General features: G+C 54.2%; 13 protein-coding genes. 6 read left to right on the top strand and 7 right to left on the bottom strand.

Annotation, left to right across the window (positions count from 1 at the left end; genetic code table 11):
* Positions 1–241: 241 nt before the first annotated feature.
* The 7 genes from MHH28_RS15195 to MHH28_RS15165 form a co-directional block, all read right to left on the bottom strand.
* Positions 242–2,131 (bottom strand): FtsX-like permease family protein, encoded by a 1,890-nt coding sequence (locus MHH28_RS15195; RefSeq protein WP_405116286.1) that lies wholly within the window; start codon positions 2,129–2,131, stop codon positions 242–244.
* Positions 2,103–2,870 (bottom strand): ABC transporter ATP-binding protein, encoded by a 768-nt coding sequence (locus MHH28_RS15190; protein ID WP_405116283.1) that lies wholly within the window; start codon positions 2,868–2,870, stop codon positions 2,103–2,105. The genes MHH28_RS15195 and MHH28_RS15190 overlap by 29 nt, the downstream gene beginning before the upstream one ends.
* 99 nt (positions 2,871–2,969) lie before the next feature.
* A complete protein-coding gene (locus tag MHH28_RS15185) occupies positions 2,970–3,968 on the bottom strand; it encodes a sensor histidine kinase (RefSeq protein ID WP_405116280.1) in 999 nt (332 codons plus the stop codon).
* Positions 3,965–4,669: a response regulator transcription factor gene (locus MHH28_RS15180; protein ID WP_405116278.1), complete on the bottom strand. Its 705-nt coding sequence runs from the start codon at positions 4,667–4,669 to the stop codon at positions 3,965–3,967. The genes MHH28_RS15185 and MHH28_RS15180 overlap by 4 nt, the downstream gene beginning before the upstream one ends.
* Before the next feature lie 155 nt (positions 4,670–4,824).
* Complete coding sequence (locus tag MHH28_RS15175; protein WP_405116277.1) at positions 4,825–5,955, bottom strand: glycoside hydrolase family 88 protein; 1,131 nt, start codon at positions 5,953–5,955, stop codon at positions 4,825–4,827.
* A gap of 119 nt (positions 5,956–6,074) precedes the next feature.
* Positions 6,075–7,694: a response regulator gene (locus tag MHH28_RS15170; RefSeq protein ID WP_405116275.1), complete on the bottom strand. Its 1,620-nt coding sequence runs from the start codon at positions 7,692–7,694 to the stop codon at positions 6,075–6,077.
* Positions 7,687–9,507 (bottom strand): sensor histidine kinase, encoded by a 1,821-nt coding sequence (locus MHH28_RS15165; RefSeq protein ID WP_405116273.1) that lies wholly within the window; start codon positions 9,505–9,507, stop codon positions 7,687–7,689. Before MHH28_RS15165 ends, MHH28_RS15170 begins: the two co-directional genes overlap by 8 nt.
* A gap of 316 nt (positions 9,508–9,823) precedes the next feature.
* On the opposite strand from MHH28_RS15165, the gene MHH28_RS15160 reads away from it, so the two are divergent.
* Genes MHH28_RS15160 through MHH28_RS15135 form a run of 6 tightly spaced genes read left to right on the top strand, consistent with a single transcriptional unit; the run spans position 9,824 to position 17,137 of the window.
* Positions 9,824–11,167 (top strand): ABC transporter substrate-binding protein, encoded by a 1,344-nt coding sequence (locus tag MHH28_RS15160; protein ID WP_405116270.1) that lies wholly within the window; start codon positions 9,824–9,826, stop codon positions 11,165–11,167.
* 34 nt (positions 11,168–11,201) lie between these two features.
* Complete coding sequence (locus MHH28_RS15155) at positions 11,202–12,077, top strand: carbohydrate ABC transporter permease (RefSeq protein ID WP_405116269.1); 876 nt, start codon at positions 11,202–11,204, stop codon at positions 12,075–12,077.
* Between the two features lie 35 nt (positions 12,078–12,112).
* On the top strand, positions 12,113–12,922 hold the full coding sequence (locus MHH28_RS15150; protein WP_405116268.1) for a carbohydrate ABC transporter permease: 810 nt from the start codon (positions 12,113–12,115) through the stop codon (positions 12,920–12,922).
* Positions 12,923–12,979: 57 nt separating this feature from the next.
* Positions 12,980–15,238, top strand: coding sequence for a glycoside hydrolase family 65 protein (locus MHH28_RS15145; protein ID WP_405116267.1), 2,259 nt, complete (start codon positions 12,980–12,982; stop codon positions 15,236–15,238).
* A complete protein-coding gene (gene pgmB / locus MHH28_RS15140) occupies positions 15,216–15,914 on the top strand; it encodes a beta-phosphoglucomutase (RefSeq protein WP_405116264.1) in 699 nt (232 codons plus the stop codon). Before MHH28_RS15145 ends, pgmB begins: the two co-directional genes overlap by 23 nt.
* Positions 15,911–17,137 carry a DUF4432 family protein gene (locus tag MHH28_RS15135; protein ID WP_405116262.1) on the top strand — a complete coding sequence of 409 codons (1,227 nt, stop codon included), beginning with the start codon at positions 15,911–15,913 and terminating at the stop codon, positions 17,135–17,137. Before pgmB ends, MHH28_RS15135 begins: the two co-directional genes overlap by 4 nt.
* The last annotated feature ends 42 nt before the right edge of the window (positions 17,138–17,179 follow it).

The following is a 17,179-nucleotide window of genomic DNA, read 5'->3' as shown; positions in this document are numbered from 1 at the left end:
TGGTAGATCCATTGCCCGCTTAAACAGCAGAGAGAACGGAACGATTGTGGAAAAGCGGCAGCGGTCGCCTTTGTCCCCGGATTTTCACCGTTAAGGAGAATCAATAAAAAATCTGGGGACAACAGCGATTGGAACAACGGTCTGTTCTCGGAGCGTCCGTCCAAGTGCTCACGTTGATCCCAACTCCAAACAAACAGCTATCCCAAGCAGCCATCATGGCTGGGGACAGCTTCTTACAGCTCTATCCGGTCAACGCCGACCGGATCTGTCTGGTGTAGAACAGGCGGACAATGAAGAAGTAGATCACCTGAATGAAGAAGAACAGGCCCAGCACGAGCAGAGACTCCCTGAATATGGAGTACTGGAACATATGCGACAGCGCGGTAAGGGCAACGGCTCCATGCACAAGCGCGACAACGATTGGCGCGAAGAAGAGCAGGCTGATCTGGCGGTTCAATATCCGGCCCAGCTCTTTGTCACTGAGCCCCAGCTTGGAGATGGCCTTGAACTTCTGTTTATCCTCATCCAGATCGCTGTACAGCCGGAAATAGAGAAAGCTGCCGGCGGAGACAAAAAATACGATTCCGACAAAAAAACCGATGAACATCACGGGGCCAAAGTAATCATTGGTCCGGGAGGTCTGATACTCCAGCGCATAGAAGGTGGCGTGTTCATCATAAGGAAGCTTACTGGTCAGCAGTTCGCCCACCTGCTGTACCCCGTGCTGCCCGGCCGCCCCGTGCCACGCATAATATCGGCTCACCTTGAACGGCTGTCCCAGCGTCCCGATCCGCTCGTCGGGGACGACGTAATAACCGCTGACTGCCCGTATCGCGGAAGACACCACGGCCTGTTCTGCCTCAATGTCCATCCCTGACTGCAGCTTCACCTGCTGGTGGAGCAGCTCCTCCCCCTTGCGGGACAAGCCGAAGTCTACAATGGCGGCTGTCCCATCCCCAGTAGCAAGCCGGATGGGCGTTAGCCCCATCAGCCCGGCTATGCGGTTGTAATCGGACTGCTTCACCAGAGCCAGCGTCTGGCTGCTATCCGCAGCTTTATAATAGTTAATCTTCAGACTCAATGGTTCGGCGGCTATCCCGGCTTGGGCCAGGCTCTGGTCAATTAGCTGTACATGGGCCTGTGCCTTGCTGTCTCCGTCCGCAGACAGGTAGGTGAACAGATAAGGATTCTTCTGCGTAAGCGTACCATTAATCATCGACTGGAATCCGTACAGGGCTCCTATCGCGCTGAAGGATACGGTAGAGATGATGGCGACCAGGAAAAAGGAACGTGCGTTGTCCTTCATCCGGTAGGAAAGGTCAGAGAACAGCAGCATATTGGTCTTGTGCCAGAATAGCCCCTCCCGTGCCTTCAGCTTACGGATCAGATACACACTGAGCTGTGTGAACAGCAGATAGGTGCCGACCGACACCATAATGACCACCGGTGCGAGCAGCAGGACTACAGCCAGGCCGCTCGCCCGGAGCGACAGGAAGTAGCTGACCCCAAGCAGCAATACCACCAGCAGTGACAGCAGAAGCGAGGCCTTCGGCTCCGGCTTGGGCTGACGGTTCGCCTGAATGAGCGTAATCAGCTTGCCGCTGCGCAGCACCGTAGAGATGAACAGGGAGATCAGGACGAACAGCAACAGGAAGGAGATCAGAGTCACTCCCATCGCCTTGAACGGGAAATAGAATTGCAGCGGCTTGTTCAGCGCCAGCACATTCTCACCTGCGAGCAGAATCCCCTTGGCAAAGATCACGCCGAGCCCGATGCCGCTGACCGTGGCGCCGGACCCGACGATCATATTCTCCAGGAAGATCATCCGCCGCAGCTGCCGGACCGTCATGCCATGCATCATCATCAGCCCGAACTCCCGCTTGCGCGATTGCAGGAAGGCGCTCATGGAGTAGAGCACGAAGAAGAAGGAGAACACATAGATCACCCATTTGGAGACCGACAGGGCCAGCGCCGCACTGGAATGAATTTGTCCCCCGCTCAGTACCGGATGATAGGCAAAAATGGAAAAGGTAAAGAACACCATCACTGTAAACATGCTGCTGAGAAAATAGGCGGTGTACAGCCTCGTGTTCCGGGAGACGTTACGGAATGCGAACTGGCGGAACGTCATGGCTGTATCCCCCTAACAGCGAAAGTGTATCAATAATTTTCTGGAAAAAGCTCTGGCGGTTATCCCCGTGATGAATCTCTGTATAGAACCTGCCATCCTTAATGAATACCACGCGGTGGCAATAGCTGGCGGCTACAGCGTCATGGGTAACAAGCATCATCGTTGTGGAGTGCTCCCGGTTGAGCGTTTCCAGCAGATCCATCACATCCTTGGCTGCCTTGGAATCGAGATTTCCGGTAGGCTCATCGGCCAGCAGCAGCTTCGGAGCATGAATCATCGCTCTGGCGATCGCAGTCCGCTGGGCTTGTCCGCCGGAGATCTCATAGGTGCGTTTGTTCATAATGGCGCCAATCCCCAGCTTCTCGGCAATGTCCCGGGCCTTTTGCTTCATTTCACTAACCCGGGTCCCATCCAGGGTCAGCGGCAGCACTATATTCTCTTCGACAGTCAGGGTATTCAGCAGATTGAAATCCTGAAAGACAAAGCCCAGCTCGCGGCGGCGGAAGACTGCCAGTTCATTTTTGTTCAGCTTGCCCGTGTCCTTATGATCGATCCTAATGCTTCCGGTAGTCGGAACGTCCACGGTGGCTACCATATTCAGAAGCGTTGTTTTTCCGCTGCCGGAGGGTCCCATAATCCCCACGAATTCTCCGGCTGCGATGGTTAAGTCAATGTCGGTCAAGGCCCGGTAGGCCACGTTTCCTCCATAGATTTTACTGACCTTTTGAACCTCCAGCATAAGGCTGTACTCCCCCTCACTTGTTCTGTAACCAATATACCGGAGACGGCAGCGTCTCAACTATCGATTTAGATGTCACTTTTATTACATGCCTGTAAGCTAAGTATCCGCTGTCAAAATAATCCGCACCACCGTTCCCTCACCAGCCGCCGATTCCAGCTCAAGCCGGTGCCCGAGACGGTCGGCGGACTCCTTCGTCAGATACAGCCCCATTCCTGTAGACTCCCGCAGCCCGCGCCCGTTGCTGCCGGTGAAGAAGGGGTCGAATACCCGTTTGAGATCAGACGCCTCAATACCAATGCCCCGGTCCTTAACCTCAATAACTGCCTCCGTTCCTCTTATATAGCAGGATATAGTGATTTTCCGGCCGGTCTCCGTATTAGCCGCCGCTGAATATTTGATGGCATTGTTCATAATTTGCGACAGCATGAAGAACAGCCATTTCTCATCGGTCTGGGCGGTAAGGCCGGGAGCTGGGGCTTGGACCTCGGGAAAGATATGGCTGCGGATGAACAGGCGCCTGTGATCATGGACCACCTCGTTCACCAGCTTCGGCAGGACGACAGGCCTGATGTGGAAATCCTTCTCAAAAGCCCGCAGCCTGGCCATATACAGAACGGTATGCAGTCCGCTGCGCATACGCTCCAGCTCCTCGCGGATGCTGGCAAACTCCGGCTCGTCCATATTCTGCACGGTCAGCTCAATGACTGACAAAGGCGTCTTCATCTGATGGACCCATTGGTCGATGAAAGTCAGATGCTGCTCCTGCTGCTGCTTCACCGCCGTCAGCTGCTGCTGATAGTAGCCGTATTGGGCATGCAGCAGCTGCTCCAGCGCTGTGGATACAGGGTGGTTCTCCAGCTTCTGAAAGGATTCGTCCAGCGTCTCCAGAGGTCTGCTGAGGCGAAGATAATAACGGCGCCTGCTGATATATTGGTAGATGAGATAACAACTGAGGAAGAAGAAGCCAATAAAGACCGCATAGAGAGCGGTCGGCAGATCGCGGTAGCCGTCCAGCCAGTAAATGGACAGCATAGCACCGAATTGCACGATCTGCACAGCCAATAACAACATATGCTCACGGAGAAACAGCTTCATGGCTGGGCCCCTGACCAGCTGTTGTTCAGCCGGTATCCCGAACCCCTGACGGTAAGCACAGCATCCTCCATCCCCAGCTCCTGGAATTTCTTGCGGACCCGTGCGATATTCACGTTCAGCGTGTTCTCATCCACAAAAGCCTGCGGGTCCCATAGCTTCTCCAGCAGCGCTTCCCGGCTGGCAACCCTCGGGTAACGCTCCATCAGACTCTCGATGAGATCCGATTCCTTGCGGGTAAGGGGCACGACCGCCTGCCCGTACTGCAATTCAAGCCTTTCAGGATACAGAATCAGCCCTTCCTTCTCCAGCATCAGCTCCTCGCGCTTAGCCGCATATTCCCCGTAAGCGCGGCGGAGATGGCTGTGGATCTTAGCGAGCACAACCCCCGAATGGAACGGCTTGGTGATATAATCATCCCCGCCGTTCTCCAGCGCCATGATCTGGTCCATCTCCCCGGCCCGCGCCGAAATGAACAGCACAGGGCAGGTGGAGACCCTGCGGATCTGCCGGCACCAGTAATATCCGTCATAGCTGGGCAGGTTCACATCGAGCAGCACCAGCTCCGGTCTCATCTCCTCAAATTCCTGCAACACCCGCTGAAAGTCTTTGACCCTGACGACCTCATACCCGTATTTCTCAACAGCCGAGTGCAGCAGGTCTGCAATCTTCGGATCATCTTCAACAATCATGATTCTGGACATCTTCACGGCTCTCCTTGTCTTGTTCAGTTAAGTACATATATAACACGGGCGGAGGTGTAAGGGAAGTGAGAGGGGATTCAGCCCTGCCATATCAATCCGCATACAAACAGGCAGGCCCCCTCCAGGAGGCCTGCCGTTCAAATGTAATATAAGGCTTAACGCCCGTACCAGTACCCCGGCACTCCCCGCTCCAGACGGAGCAGCGCCTCCAGGAAGAAATAATCGCCCCAGATCATGAAATCATCGGGCGAGGAATTTCCTCTGACCGAATAAGAACCGTGGCGGAGGAAGCCTTCCTCCGAGAGGTCGCCTGCGGTAAAGTAGTTCTGGATGAGGGAATCCATAGACCTCTGCACCGCTTCACCCAGCAAGGCACGATCCGGATGACTCTCCGGCAAATGCTCCAGCAGTTCAAGGACACCGCACACAAAGATGGCTGAAGCTGAGCTATCGCGCGCAGTCCCCTCTTCCTGCGGGGCCTCAAAATCCCAATAGGCCACATAGTCAGACGGGAGATGCTCCAGGAAATGAAGGGCCAGTCTTCTTGCTGTCTCAAGAAAACGTTCCTCCCGTGTATAACGGTAAGCTAATGCAAAGCCGTACACGCCCCAGGCCTGGCCCCGTGTCCAGGTCGATCCGTCCTGATAGCCTTGGGCGGTTCCCCCGCGGAGGGCATGTCCGTTCTCCTGGTCAAAATAAAAGGTATGATAGGAAGAATCATCGCCTCTTACCAGGAATCGGCGGCTCTTCTCCGCATGGATTGTTGCACATTCGGCATAGCGGCGGTCCCCGGTCTGCTCTGCGGCAAAGTAGAGCAGCGGCAGGTTCATCAGGCAGTCGATAATCATCCGTCCGCCATTATCCGGATCTCCTTCCGGCCCCCAGGCCTGAAAGATCCGGGAAGCAGGGCGCCAGCGCTGCATCAGAACATCCGCCGCCTGCAGTGCCAGCTGGCGGGAGGCCTCATCCTGTTCGGCGATCCAGCGGGCCTTCGCTGACAACGAATAGAGGAAACCAATGTCATGATGTTCCAGTGCCTGCTGTGCTTCCATACGTTTCCGGAAAGAATCTACCGTTTGAACCGCAGCGGCATGAATATCCGGGTCCTTGCTGTATTCGTAGCTCAGCCACAAAATTCCCGACCAGAAGCCTTCCGTCCAGTTCGTCTGCTCTGTTAAATGGTATTTGCCGTCTCCAAGGCTTACAATCGGAAAAGCCTCCCCGAAACGCTTAATGTTCAGGCGGGTGGTCATAAGCGTCTGTTCTATTACCGGTTTCCAGTCCATAATAATAACCTCCATACGATCGCTGAATTGTGCTTGAGATTATTATAACTCATGAAATCTATTGGTTTGTTGTGCTCATCTATCGCTATATTGCGGTTTTACGATTTGCCGGAGGATGATCAGTTAAGCTGTGAATAATTCAGCTTATATTCCTTGGGGCTCATGCCGGTATATTTGGAGAATACATGGGTGAAGTAAGCCGGGGTCTCGATGCCGACGGCTTCGGCGACTTCAAATACTTTGCTGGAGGGGTTCCTGAGCAGCCTTTTGGCCATTTCGATCCGGTACTTGTTGATGACGTCGATGATGGATTCCCCGGTTACTTTTTTGTACAGGCGGCTAAGGTAGCTGCTGTTGATGTGAATATGATCGGCAATGATCTGCAGATTCAGGTTCTGGTTGTAGTGCTCTTTGATATATTTCTGGCATTCGATCACGATATAATTCGGCTGCTTGTCGTTCAGTGCCAGGGCGCTGGAGCTGCTGTGAATCAGGCGGACCAAAATATCGGTGAGCAGCTGGATGCTTTTGCTCTCCTGGATCTGCTTATATACCGCGGATTGGTTCACCTCTGTCTCCGCTGCGAAGGGCTGGCTGGCGCTCAGCAGCCGGAAGCAATAGGAGCTGATCAGCAGGCAGGCCACTTTTACATTCTCTATGGGCTCTGTGGTGTTCCGGTAGCTCTCCAGCAGCTCTTCAAGCCGGAGAATCGCCTGATCGCTCTGGCCATTCTGCAAATATTCGGCAATCTGCTCGGCGGCGTGATAGGGAACGTTCCCGGGAGTCAGGGTCTGGCTCGTATGGTGGGGCATGAAGACAGCAACATAATTATCATTATAAAAGCTGCCCCGCAGCGCCTCCCTGGCTTCCTGACAGGCTCTATGCAGAGTGAGCACATTCCGGTGCTGCAGGCTGATGCCGATATTGACATGGTACTGCCGGAAATGCTCGGCCATGGCCAGAATCTCATGGCAGCTGGTAAGCAGGGCTTGAGTCGAGACTGCCGCGTTGCCGGTATCCATGGAGATGATCGCGAGCAGCGCACCTTTATCCATGTTCAGAAGATATAAAGGACGCCCGGCAAAGGCGAGTGCAAGAAACTGGCGGATGGATGCCAGGAACCGGTGGTGCTCATTGCCCGGCACTCCGCTATAAGCTTGGGGACTGAACATTTCCTGAATCTCCAGGTAGACTGCGAAATAGTTCTCCAATTGCAGACCCAGCTCACTGGACCGGTTGATCAGACCGGCCTCATCGCTGATCAGGCCGTCAACGGCCTCCTTCAGGAATTTCTCGCTGATCTCGGACAGGTGGTCATGGATTTTGCTCTCCAGCTGCTTCACCTTCTGCTTCTGCTCCCGTTCCTTTTCCAGCTGCTTTGTTGCTTTTTCAATGGCCCGGGGAATTTGCTCCGTGGGATTGGTCTTCACTACGAAGTCGGTGACTTCATATTGAATGGCCGCCTGGGCATAAGAGAAGTCCGCGAAGGCGGTAAGAATAATGATCTTGATCTGCGGATAGTTCCGTTGCACATAGTCCGACAGGGCCAGACCGTCCATCCCCGGCATACGGATATCCGTAACGATAATATCAATAGCATGATCGTTCAGCTGGTCTATGGCCTCCATTCCGTTGGAGGCTTCACATACTACCTCACATTGCAGCAGGCTCCAATCAATGAAGCATTGCAGCCCTTTTTTGATCACCGGCTCATCGTCTACAATCATCACGTTATACATGCGGTAATTCCCCCCAATCTGTTGGTATATGCAAGGTGACTGTGGAGCCTTCCCCAAGCTCGCTTTCGACCTCAATCCCGTAGGGCTCGCCATAGATTAGCCTGACCCGCTTATGCGTATTGATCAGACCTATGTTGTTGTGGCCTTGCTTGCGTATGGTGATGTTCTCGTAATTATTCCAGTTCCGCGGCACCTGCTCGAAGCCGATGCCGTTATCCGTAATCTCGAAATAGACCGAATCGGCTCTGTGGTACAGGCGGATGCGGATGTGGCCTTTGCCCAGCTTTTTCTCCACCCCATGCACCACCGCATTCTCTACCAGCGGCTCAACGCTTAGCTTGGGCAGGTACAGGTCCAGCAGGGCTTCGTCTTCCACTTCGATGGTATACTCCATCTTATCTTCGAATCTTTCCTTCTGCAGATAGAGATAGAATTGGATGAAATCCAGCTCCTGACGGATCGGGATTTTGGCCGGACTGCTCGAGTTGATGCTTGCCTGCAGCAGCTCTGTAAGAGAGGTCACCATTTTGTAAACGGTCTCATCTCTGGACAGCTTGGCTTTGTAGCCGATGGTAATGAGCGTATTGAACAGGAAGTGGGGATTCATCTGGGCCTGGAGAAATTTGATCTCCGATTCTTTGATGAGCAGATGCTTCTCGTATACTTCCTTGATCAGATAGCTGATCTCATCTGTCATGTGATTGAAGGTATTGCTAAGCTGGTTCAGCTCTGCATCCTTGTAGGCTGGCATTCTGGTGCTGTAATCCCCCTTCTTCACCTTGCGGATGCTCCGCAGCAGATCACGGACGACCCGGGTGAAACGCAGAGAGATCAGAATGCCGGCTGCGAGGGAGACGATGGCAATCAAGGTGATGATCCATATGTAGTTGTGCATACTTCCTGACAGCTTGGAGAGCACCTGCTTCTTCGGGATGCCGGCAATAAAGGTAAGTCCGGTGGTACCAATGCTGCGGGAAGCGGCCAGATAGGTCTCCTGGCCCAGCCTGACTTCACTAACCTCGTCCTTGTCTGTCAAGGCCATAATCTCCGCAGAAATGTGAGAGCCTAATTCCTGCTTGGCGGCGCTGGAGTAAATGGTTCCCTGGCTATCAATGATGTAGGCCATAGCGCCATTAAAGGCGAGCAGCCCGGAGTACTCGTCGGCCAGATCAGCCTCATTCGTGCCGAAGATCAGCACCAGACGCTGTTCGGGAAGATTGATGTTGGACATTACCCGTGTGAAATATATGGTCGGGTCGCCGGGGCTTGGCTTCAGAATCTCCTTGCCTCTGACCATTCTGCCATTGACCGATTGATAGACGGCAAGATTGTTCTTGTTCGTCTGTTCGATATTGGGCGGTGTCTTCAGAACGGATACATAATTGTCGTTGTCAAAAAACACATAGGCCGTAGACAGCAGGCTGATATTCCAGGCATTGTTGAACATCAGGCTGTATCTCAGATCCTCTTCCATCTCACTTTTGTTGACAAACTTCTTGTAGAAGTCATCGCTTAGCGCTGCATCGTCGATCAGCCAGCTTCTTAACATTTTGTTGGAAAGGAAGTGCAGGGAGGTATTATCAATAATCTGAAAGGATTTCTCAATATTGTCATTGGTCTGGCGGATCAGTAGAGACAGGTTCGCGTTGGCATTGCGGGTCAGCACCTGGGAGATATTCCAGTAGAAGTAGCAGCCGGCGAATGTCATAGGCAACAGGATGAGCAGGAGAATGATCATGACAATTTTATTTCTTACGGGAATCCTGGTGAACAAAGCCGTAACCGGGCGAAGGTTAAACCGTTGGTTGCACATGGGAGATGCTCCTTGGTGAGGGTTTCTATAGTAAAGGTATTATATAATTTTTGGGGGGCGGCGGATAGCCGAACAGGGGGAAATACCGGCGGTTTGCGCCAAATGGTAAAGAAAACGATGAAGAGTTAAAGAAAACGGAAAGCCCTTTCATCCCTCATGCTGCCTTACCCGATTTGCTCAAGATTTCATAAAAGATTCTACCGAAAAACGAATTCAATCAAAATTTCCTTTGCTCTACAATGAAAGCTGTAAACCACTGTTATGGGCCGCAGGGCGATGCTCTATACGGGCCATTAATTGCTAAGGGGGATGAATTATGATTAGACCATTGTACAGAACAGGATTGAATCTGGCCTGCGCGCTGTTGCTCACCGTATCCGTAACGGCATGCGGATCAGAGAATACAGCGAAGAATGGCACAGCCGCTTCACCCGGTTCGGGGAATTCCGGGGGGGCAGCCAAAGCTCCGGTGAAGATCTCTTACCTTACCTTCCGGGTCGGAACCCATGCGTCAGCCAAGATGGAGGAAGAACAGATCAAGCAGTTCAATGCCAAGTACGGCAATGAAGTGGAGGTTGTGGTTGAAGAGATTCCAAGTGATGCCGCCTACGTCGATAAGATCAAGATTCTGGCGGCTTCCGGGGATGTGCCGGATGTGGTTATGGGCAAGGATGGAATTAATGATGTACTGATTAAGGGGAATCTTGCAACCCCTTTCAATGAATATCTGGATAAGGACCCGGAATGGAAGGCCGCCATCGGTGAAGATGCCCTGGCCTCCAATACGCGGGACGGCAAGATCTGGTCGATCAGCGATCAGAAGCAGAACATCGGATATTTTTACAATAAAGAAATGTTCGAGAAGGCAGGAATCAAACCGGCGGAGACCTGGGATGAATTCATGAGCAACAACGAGAAGCTGAAGGCTGCAGGCTTCGTTCCGCTTGCCCTGATGACCGGGGAGAATGCCTGGACGAGTAACCTGATTCTTGCTGCGATGATCGGCACCAACGGGGATAACGGCAAAGCGTTCATGAACACTCTGCACCCTACCAACTTCAATACGCCGGAAATGATTCAGGCGCTTAACATGATGAAGGAGCTGCTGGAGAAGTATTCGACGAAGGATGCGCTGGGAGCGGGATATGCCAATGCAGCGAACGCGTTCAGCCAGGGCAAGGCCGCGATGATTGCCAATGGCCCGTGGATGATCGGTGATTTCAGTGACCCGACCAAATCCGCTGAAGGGTTCGATAAAAAAGTGGGTGTTGCCGCCTATCCGAATAACAGTCTGATCTCCACCTATGAGGTCGGCTATATGATCGGAGCCAAAACGCCGGAAACCCGCGATGCCGCTGAGAAATTCATCAAGTTCAAAACAGGGCTTGAAGGGCAGACTATCGCGCTTGAATACGGCAATGTAATGCCGGTGTCGAGTGAAGTTCAGCCCTCAGATGCTCTGAAGGAGAAATATCCGATTATGGTCGAATCCATCACGGTCGCCCAAAAGACGCAGCTTCATTACCGGACACTCGACTCCATCGTTTTCCCGAACGTAACGGATGCCTGGAAGAACCTGTATCCGAAGCTGGTAGCCGGCAAGGCCACTGCCGAAGAGATTGCCCAGGAACTGACGGATATTGCCGCCAAGAATAAATAAAAAAGCAATACGAGGATTGGGGAGGACCATATGGATGGTTAGGAAAAATAGAGGGTACATTACGCTTTTCCTGTTACCGACTGTAATATTGTTTATTCTTGTCTATGCTGTCTCACTTGTGATTCTGTTCGGCACCTCCTTTACGGAATGGTCAGCCGGGCGCAGCCCGGTATTTAACGGCCTCGCTAACTATATCCAGCTGTTTACGGATGATGCCGATTTTCGCCAAAGTGCACTTAATACAGGTGTCTGGGTTCTGCTGCAGTCTACGGTTCACGTGGCCATCGGCACCCTGTTCGCGATCATTCTCAGCATGAAGGAATTCTACTGGAAGTTCGCGCGCACGGTCTACATGTTTCCGAATATTATCTCGGGTGCAGCCGTAGGGATGCTGTTCCTGTGTATGCTCAATCCTGACTTTGGTGCGGTGAACAGTATTGCCCGCTTATTTGGGAACGCGGATTACTCCCAGAACTGGTTCATGGATTATGCTACGGCTTTCTTCTCTGTCACGATGACCTGGCTGCCTTATGCGGCGGTGGTTACGATCCTGATTCTGGCCGAGATCGCAGCCATTCCGGAAAGTCTGTATGAATCGGCGCGGATCGACGGGGCCAGCACCCTGAAGATCAATCTGTACATTGTGATTCCGATGCTGCGCAATATTATCGGCACCTGCGTGATTCTGTCCGGAACCAGCATGCTGCAGAAGATGGATATTATCTTAATGACCACAGGCGGCGGACCCGGCAATGAGACGATGAACCTGCCTATTTATATCTACAAGACCGCACTCATGGACAATAACTTCGGTTATTCCAATTCCGTGGGCGTCTTCCTAATCGGCTTTGGCTTGATCTTTGTCCTGCTGTGCCGAAATCTGTTCAGAATAGGCAGCTCCCAAAACTGAATGGAGCGGATGGGGTGAGAATGTTGAAAAAAGGTTTGGGTGTTCTTAAGTATGGATTTGTAATCCTGATTGTCCTGTTATCGCTGGGTCCGTTCCTGTGGGTGCTGCTCGCTTCGTTTAAGACGAATGCCGAGATTCTGAGCAATTCGCTCGGCTGGCCTAACAGCTTCCGCTTCTCCAATTACACGAAAGCCTTCCAAATAGCGCCGATCTCCCGGTTCTACATCAATAGTGTAATCGTGGGGATCTTCGGAACCCTGCTCAACCTGCTGCTGCTCGGTATGGCAGCCTATGTCCTGGCACGCTTCAAATTCCGCGGCAAGAAGCTATTGATGGGAGCCTTCTCGCTGTCGCTCCTGATTCCGGGAGCGGCGATGCTGCAGCCGCTGTACTTGACGGTGAATACGCTCGGGCTGTACGACAAGCTGATTGGACTGATTATCGTGTATACCGGCTTCGGCTTGCCGGTCTCGCTCTACATTCTATCGAGCTATTTCCTGACGATCCCGAAGGAAATGGAGGAATCGGCTTATCTGGACGGCGCCAGCTTCATCCAGACCTTCTTCCGGATTATTCTGCCCATCTCGAAGCCGGGCTTCGGCACGGCCGGGGTGATGCAGTTCCTGCTCTGCTGGAATGAATTTCAGTTCGCGATCATTCTGACCACGGGGAATCAGAGCCGGACCCTTCCGCTGGCCCTCTATTATTTCAAAAGCCAGTTTGCCAGTGATTATGGTGTCATGTTTGCGGCTACGATGGTGGTGATTATCCCGAGTATTGTGGTCTATATTCTGCTGCAGGAGCAGGTGGTGTCCGGCCTTGCTGCAGGAGCGGTTAAGGGATGATGGGATGGGTATGGGACTAGTTAAGCTTAAGCTGCCGGAGAAATGGGGGAGTTACCAATGAATGAGGATCATCTGTGGTGTCTGAAGGAAAGCGGGTATCAGGCGGCACTGCATAAGTATTATGAAGGGCTGTTTACCCAAGGTAACGGCTACATGCATATGCGCGGAAGCTTCGAGGAAGGGTGCAGCGATGCGCCCCAGGATGAGGAATATCTGCGTTTCCCGGATAACGTTACGTTGGAGAAGCCGCGGCACCCCAAATCCAAGCAGGGCACCTTCATCCCGGGCATTGTTGCGCAGCATCCGCTGCTGAAGGAGGAGATTGTCAATCTCCCTTATGTTCTGGGTCTTGAATTCCGGTCAGGGGGCGAGTCTCTGGATATGGACCGCTGCCGGATCCGCGGCTACAGCCGCTGGCTGGATCTGCGCGATGGCAGTCTGCACCGATCCTTCATCTGGGATACGCCAGAGGGCATGAAGCTGCAATTCAGCTATAGCCGCTACCTCAGTATGGCGGACACCCATCTATGCCTTCAGCGGGTTCAGCTTGAGGTGCTGGCGGGTGAAGGCAGCCTGGAGATAACGGCCAGCCTGCGCGCCGATGTACGGACTAACGGCATGAACCATTTCAGCCGCCTTGTGCCTTCAGCGGATTCAGAAGGCTGTTTGTCTCTTGAGATCCTGACTGAACAGGGGAATCAGATCTGTATGGTGTCTGCGCTGGAAGGCCTGGAAACGGTGAGCTGGCAGGGAGAGCATACACAGGAGACGGCAGCGCTGCGGGGGGAATGCAGGCTCCAGGCCGGGGAGCGGCTTGCGGTCAGCAAGCTGACAGCGGTGACCACGGACCGTGACAGGGAGGAAGGAAGCGTGCCCGCTAGGGCGCTTGAGCAGCTTAGCCGTGCACGTGAGCTGGGCTGGGAAGAGTTGTATCAACGCCATGCGGAGAGCTGGAAGACCAAATGGCAGGAAGCGGATATGATCATCAAAGGGGACGATCAGGTGCAGCTTAACGTCCGTGCTTCACTCTATCATCTGCTGCGCTCCAATGCCGAACGGGATGACCGGGTAGCCATCTGTGCCAAGGGGTATGCCGGGGAAGCCTATTTCGGCCGGTATTTCTGGGATACAGAGATTAATCTGCTGCCCTTCTATCTGCATACCAATCCGGCGGCAGCCCGCAATCTGCTGATGTTCCGTTACCATACGCTTGACGGAGCCAGACGGAATGCCCAGCATTACGGATACCGGGGAGCAAGGTATGCCTGGGAATCCTCGCTCAGCGGGGAGGAGCAATGCGCCAACTGGCAATACGCTGATCATGAAATTCATATAACAGCGGATATAGTATATGCGATATGTCACTATGTAAGAGCTACAGGAGATGAAGAATTTCTGGAGCACTACGGAATTGATATTCTGGTAGAGACCGCCCGCTACTGGTGTGACCGGGTGGACTGGAACGGAGAAGGCGGCTGTGAGCTGTTCGGTGTGATGGGGCCGGATGAGTATCTGCCTTTCACCCGTAATAATGCCTTCACCAACCGTATGGTGAAATTCAGCCTGGAGCAGACCGTTCGTTGGCTTGACCGTCTGCTGGACACTAAGCCGGAAGGCTATGGGGCAGCGGCAGCGCGCCTGGACATTCGTCCCGGTGAACGGGAAGTCTTCCGGCGTACGGCGGAGAAGCTGCGGCTGCCCTATGACAGCGAGACGGAGCTGGTTCCGCAATCCGACGATTTCAGCTCCTATGCGGAGGTGGACTTTGCCCGGGTCTGGACGGACAGGTCGAAGCCCTTCGGCCACTTCATCTCCCAGGAGCGCAATTACCGCTCCAAGGCGCTCAAGCAGGCCGATGTACTGGAATTAATGTTGTTGTTCCCTAAGGAATTCTCAGGGCCGCAGATGCAGGCCGCCTATGACTATTATGAGCCGATGACCACTCATGATTCTTCTTTGTCAGCGGCGGTCCACGGGATCGTGGCTTCATGGCTGGATGAGAAGGAAGCGGTGGCAGGCTTCTTGCAGCGGGTCATGGACACGGATCTCTCCCGGGAGAAGAAGGGGGCTGCGGAAGGCATTCACATTGCCAACTGCGGAGGTCTGTGGCAGCTCATCGTCTACGGGTTCGCCGGTGTGACGGGCGCAATGTGGAGCGATACCCTTCAGTTGCAGCCCCGGCTGCCGGAAGGCTGGGAGGAGCTGAGCTTCCGGCTGGCCTGGCGGGGGGAACGTTACAGGGTTACAGTTCATCCGAATGCTTATAAGGTACACAAGCTGAATGGAGGAAACGATGCTGCTGACACAACGAATTGAGGCGTCCATCTTCGATCTGGATGGCGTCATTGTCGATACCGCGAGGTATCATTATCTGGCCTGGAAGCGCCTGGCCGGGGAGCTGGGCTTCGCGTTCAGCGAGCGTGAGAATGAACAGCTTAAGGGGGTAAGCCGCCTGGAATCCCTTAATCTGCTGCTTCAGTCTGGAGGGATTACAGACGTCACGGACGAGCAGAGACAGTCACTGGCTTCCCGGAAAAATGAGTGGTATAAGGAGTATCTGGCCACACTCACCCCTGCTGATGTATTGCCTGGTGTGACCGCCCTGCTTGAATATCTGCGCTCGCGGGATATCCGGACAGCCATTGCTTCGGCCAGCCAAAACGCACCGCTGATTCTGGAGAAGACAGGAGTCCGGCCGTTGTTTGATGCGGTTGTGGACGGGAACAGCATCACCCGGGCCAAGCCGGACCCGGAGGTCTTCCTCCAGGCGGCCCGGCTGCTCGGTGCAGCGCCAGCGCAGTGCATCGTCTTCGAGGATGCGGAGGCCGGGGTAGAAGGGGCGCTCCGCGCAGGCATGGGCGTTGTCGGCATCGGCGATGCGCAGCGGCTTGGCCGCGCCCGGTTCACTCTAGCCAGCTTCAGGGAGCTTGCGCCTGCTGAGCTGCTGGCCCGGATCGGCGGGCCCGGCACCATGCGGGGTGAAGCTGAATGAAGGACGAGCGGAGAGAGAAGAGCATGGGAGCGGATATAGAGCGGACGATGGAGAGCGGAGAGGGGAGTCTAAGTCGGACGGGGGAGAGCGGCTGGACGGGCAGTGGGCGGGCCGGAAGTATGAAGCTGGCCCGGCTTGAACCGGGCATTCCGCACGAGCTGCCGAAAGGGGGATCAATCAGCCTGACGATCGTCACTGACCGCTATGGCTCGAAGCTGCATGTGATAACGGTATCCAATGGCAGGCTGCGCTATACGGCCATTCCAGAGCGGGGAATGGATATCGGGGAAATCTGGCTGGATGGCGGGAAGATCAGCTGGGAGCGCGAGGAGCGGTATCTGCTGCACCCCGATCATGTGGATCTGTCCGACAATGAGCGTTCGGGCTGGGATGCCGGCTTCTATGCTGCTGTAGCTGCTATCGGGCCTGAAATCTTCGGTACGCCCGATGAGATCCGGACCGTCCACGGGACCGGGTCGTATTCCCCGGCGCTGCCGGATTCAGTACAGCTCATCTGGGATGAGCAGCAGATTGTTCTGGAGAGCTCCGTACCCGTTAGAGGGTACGGGGCTTCGCCTGTGTATGAGAAGACGATCCGGATGGCCACCCGTTACCAATCGGCTGCATTATTGCGGGAGGATACAGTGAGGAATCTAACCGGAACGGCCCAGCCGCTGGATGACGGGTACCATATCCAATTGGCCGGGCCGTTGATGGCGGAAGGCGGAAGCTACGTGCTGCCGGTCGATCCTGAGAAAATGCTGCTCCGCGATTCTGCTCCCCCTGAGGCGGATGCGCTGGCCGTATACGACTCACGGACCCCGCTGGACCCGATCCGTTGTTATCAATACGTGCCTCAGCCGGTAGAGGGGCTGGCCGCATTGCCGCAGATCCGGGACTATTGCCCCGCATCTGCCGGAGACCGAGAGCTGACGGCCGAGATGCTGGTGAACAAAGGGCAGAGTGCAGGAGTTTACGTCATCCGCTCCCTGCGCCACTATCCCCGTTCCCTGATTGCCAAACGGGCGGCAGAGGACTGGATGTATGCGCTGGAGCCGTGCAAAACCCGGCCCAACTCCATGAAGCAGAAAACCATAGACGGCGAGACCGTCTACCTCGGACCCCACAGCCAAATGACCGGCTGGATTCTGCTCGGAGCCACGTATGATCCGCAGGAAATCGCAGCTCTTGCCGGTTTGATCCGCAGCGCGGCCAAGTCATAGATGCTGAGATAAAAACACCTTCAAGGTTTCATTCCTGTCTTA

It is taken from the genome of Paenibacillus sp. FSL K6-1217 (assembly GCF_045040735.1).
GTDB lineage: Bacteria > Bacillota > Bacilli > Paenibacillales > Paenibacillaceae > Paenibacillus_AQ.
This window is presented reverse-complemented; position numbering and strand designations above follow the sequence as displayed.

Bases quoted from the DNA above. Each gene is read 5' to 3' on its own strand.
- MHH28_RS15195 (WP_405116286.1), bottom strand. From the start codon at position 2,131: ATGACGTTCCGCCAGTTCGCATTCCGTAACGTCTCCCGGAACACGAGG.
- MHH28_RS15190 (WP_405116283.1), bottom strand. From the start codon at position 2,870: ATGCTGGAGGTTCAAAAGGTCAGTAAAATCTATGGAGGAAACGTGGCC.
- MHH28_RS15185 (WP_405116280.1), bottom strand. From the start codon at position 3,968: ATGAAGCTGTTTCTCCGTGAGCATATGTTGTTATTGGCTGTGCAGATC.
- MHH28_RS15180 (WP_405116278.1), bottom strand. From the start codon at position 4,669: ATGTCCAGAATCATGATTGTTGAAGATGATCCGAAGATTGCAGACCTG.
- MHH28_RS15175 (WP_405116277.1), bottom strand. From the start codon at position 5,955: ATGGACTGGAAACCGGTAATAGAACAGACGCTTATGACCACCCGCCTG.
- MHH28_RS15170 (WP_405116275.1), bottom strand. From the start codon at position 7,694: ATGTATAACGTGATGATTGTAGACGATGAGCCGGTGATCAAAAAAGGG.
- MHH28_RS15165 (WP_405116273.1), bottom strand. From the start codon at position 9,507: ATGTGCAACCAACGGTTTAACCTTCGCCCGGTTACGGCTTTGTTCACC.
- MHH28_RS15160 (WP_405116270.1), top strand. From the start codon at position 9,824: ATGATTAGACCATTGTACAGAACAGGATTGAATCTGGCCTGCGCGCTG.
- MHH28_RS15155 (WP_405116269.1), top strand. From the start codon at position 11,202: ATGGTTAGGAAAAATAGAGGGTACATTACGCTTTTCCTGTTACCGACT.
- MHH28_RS15145 (WP_405116267.1), top strand. From the start codon at position 12,980: ATGAATGAGGATCATCTGTGGTGTCTGAAGGAAAGCGGGTATCAGGCG.
- pgmB (WP_405116264.1), top strand. From the start codon at position 15,216: ATGCTGCTGACACAACGAATTGAGGCGTCCATCTTCGATCTGGATGGC.
- MHH28_RS15135 (WP_405116262.1), top strand. From the start codon at position 15,911: ATGAAGGACGAGCGGAGAGAGAAGAGCATGGGAGCGGATATAGAGCGG.